The organism is Acetobacter syzygii (assembly GCF_000964225.1).
In the GTDB taxonomy this organism is placed as follows: Bacteria; Pseudomonadota; Alphaproteobacteria; order Acetobacterales; family Acetobacteraceae; genus Acetobacter; species Acetobacter syzygii.
This window is the reverse complement of sequence record NZ_BAMZ01000042.1, coordinates 1-2534: the sequence shown is the minus strand read 5'-3', so window position 1 is coordinate 2534 and position 2534 is coordinate 1. Positions and strand designations below refer to the sequence as shown.

4 protein-coding genes are annotated in these 2534 nt (G+C 43.7%); all 4 read right to left on the bottom strand.

Translation table 11 applies throughout. The features are described 5' to 3' along the window. Positions 1 to 844: 844 nt before the first annotated feature. On the bottom strand, positions 845 to 1117 hold the full coding sequence (locus Absy_RS11450; RefSeq protein ID WP_048854897.1) for a hypothetical protein: 273 nt from the start codon (positions 1115 to 1117) through the stop codon (positions 845 to 847). Positions 1118 to 1145: 28 nt separating this feature from the next. Further along, positions 1146 to 1841, bottom strand: a complete 696-nt coding sequence (locus tag Absy_RS11445) for a hypothetical protein (protein WP_143221439.1) — start codon at positions 1839 to 1841, stop codon at positions 1146 to 1148. Positions 1842 to 1898: 57 nt separating this feature from the next. After that, positions 1899 to 2273 (bottom strand): hypothetical protein, encoded by a 375-nt coding sequence (locus Absy_RS11440; protein ID WP_048854895.1) that lies wholly within the window; start codon positions 2271 to 2273, stop codon positions 1899 to 1901. 59 nt (positions 2274 to 2332) lie between these two features. Then, positions 2333 to 2534, bottom strand: a 202-nt coding sequence (locus Absy_RS12655) for a hypothetical protein (RefSeq protein WP_048854894.1), incomplete at its 5' end; no start/stop codon positions are given.

The window sequence follows — 2534 nt, the reverse complement described above, 5'->3', positions numbered from 1 at the left end:
TGTTTTCAAATCAAATGCGTTCATTTACTGACTCTCTCAAAATAATTTGGCGTGCTCCAGAAATATGAAATCGGTTTCTGCCAATTATACTGATTGCAATGAGCAGAAACCGTAGCTTCCGAACCGCCATCGAACACTCATCTTTTTATCCCAATAATACGTGTTCAAAAAGCGGCTTTTTGGTGAGTATTTTGGGTTGTGATACGTTGAATCGTGAAAATGGGAGTACTCTAAAAATTTAACGTGATTAGTTGATGATCTATCGTGCGGCCATTAATCGCCAGATCAACCTATTAAAAACCAAAACCAAGACGCCTCGCGTTTGAACTCCACATAGGCTTATTCATTAACGGATAGTTCCTTTGTAACCGTCAACAGATTAAGATCAAAGCTCATCCAGAGATTTTATTAATAGAGGTAAAAAATGCTCAAATCTACAATAGAGATGTCATATAAAAGCAATGTAATATAAAATGTATCAATTAAGGCGTTCGCGACAACGGAAATAGAGGGGGCTGTGTAATAGATTCCCACAACAACAATTCCTCACAGGGAAATTTTATTGATCTGGACGCCGTTAGAATTAAGTAGGCATGATGGAACACGCCTTGATTGACATAAGGGCTTTTCAGTTATCATTCCTGGCGACACAGGTAGCAGCGTTTACCGATTTCTAAATAGCGCCACATTAACCATTGTTTTCAAACCTCAAAACCAAGTTCTTGTAGTTGAACGAGATAGAAAAACAGTGGCCGATATGAGTAATTTGGTTAATGAGGTCAATAAAAACTTATTGTAATCCTCCGCCGAGTAAACCGATTACATGAAGGTGGATAGGATAAATTTATTCACCCCCTCGCCAAGACAGCATATTCGTCATGCTTCTTGACCAGATCGTTTGCAAAGGCTTTGCATTTTGCTCGCGTGCGTCATGGAGAAGCTGGTGATTTATAACCGCACATCGAGCGTTGGCGACTTCAAACGAATGGTGATGCTGGGCCAAACGGTTTGCCTCTTGGGTGCGTTCGAGCATCCCATAATACCAATCTTCGCCCGCTTGGAATGTTACATTGATGAACTGGGGACTCATGATGATCGCTGATTCTTCAGACCCCATGATTCTGTCCCCTTATTCTTACCGTTGATTAGCGTGCAATCGCGAGAGTACCATCATCAAACTGCCTGAAAATTTCTTCCCACTTCTGGCAGGTGGAAAGAGATGGTTTGCCTAGCCCAGTGCAAAAAAACCAGATCGGATGATCAAGGCTTTTAACTGCGAGTGAAATACCGTTTTCTTTCGCTGTTTTTGCTGCGTTAGAGAGATTTGCAGCGGTATCTTGAATCATACCCTGCAAGGCTACGCCTGGGGTGAAGCCGGAGGTCGTCTGTTTTGCTGGATCATAGACACTCCACTCCCAGCGCCGGACATCACTCCATTTGAGTGTAACCATTTTGTTTTTCTGTAGAACGTAAAGAAATTCGCCATCATAACAGATTGCATTTACATAATTATCCGCATCGAGATCAGCATCAATCTTGATCGGTGTGTGAGCGAATAAATCACCATACATCGCACGGAATTTTGTTAGCGGATTACCGTGAATGATTCTGGACAAGACATTCACTATCAAGAAATGCGGCATGGCAAAGGAGAATAAATTTATCACACCATAAATTACTACACCTGAGAATAGGCAAAATGCCCAATCTTCGAGAAAACCTGAGTTTTGTGAAGATTTGACAGAAAATCCAGCGATAAAACTGGCGACAAAGAAGAAAAGCAGCAGAAAAAGGTAAGCTGACTTCTTGCTAAAATGAAGGCCAACGTCTTTGACAATCACAGCATAAACTCCGACATGATGTGTGTATCAGCGATATGAAACGAAAGATCGGAATTCTTATTCTTCGTATTGGCTCCATTTCCCGTCTATTTTGACGTAGTCGAGCTTCTGTTTCTGCTGATCTTCCCCCACTTTGAAAGTCACATCACAACGGAAGATTGGCAGTTTTTCACCGTGAAACTCATAGGAACCCCGCGCTTCACACGTCCGTTCCGTGACCTTGATGACCGGGGGTGTCGGATGATTGTGACCCAGAATGTCTCCGAATGACCGGTTCCCTTCCACAGCATCCGCATAGTTTTGGGAGATTATGGACTGAAGTTCTTCCAGAGAAGGACCACTCTCGCCACACCCGGCCAAGGGGAACAGTGCGAGAAGTCCAAATACAGGGGCGGCTATTCTGGAGACGGTGAATATAGAGCGAGCGTTCATGATTCTCTCAGCAAATTTCGATTTGAGTGTGTAGCAAAAGGTTAAAGAATAAGGTGAAATCACCCCTGACAGACGCCATCATCCAGCTTGCAGGCAGCGGGGATATTCTTGCCGTTCTTTGTCAGGATTCCAGTCGCAAGGTCGTAAACATCGACTTCGGCTGGCGTGGTGACGTATTTCCCGGTATTGTGCGGAAATTCCAGTGTGACCTTACTCCCGGAAATGGACGGCTTGGCAGTTGAGCAATTCCCGAAGAATGGT

What these genes read in the sequence shown, in the direction of transcription:
- Absy_RS11440 (WP_048854895.1), bottom strand. Translation starts at nt 2,273, where the DNA reads ATGAACGCTCGCTCTATATTCACCGTCTCCAGAATAGCCGCCCCTGTA.
- Absy_RS11450 (WP_048854897.1), bottom strand. Translation starts at nt 1,117, where the DNA reads ATGGGGTCTGAAGAATCAGCGATCATCATGAGTCCCCAGTTCATCAAT.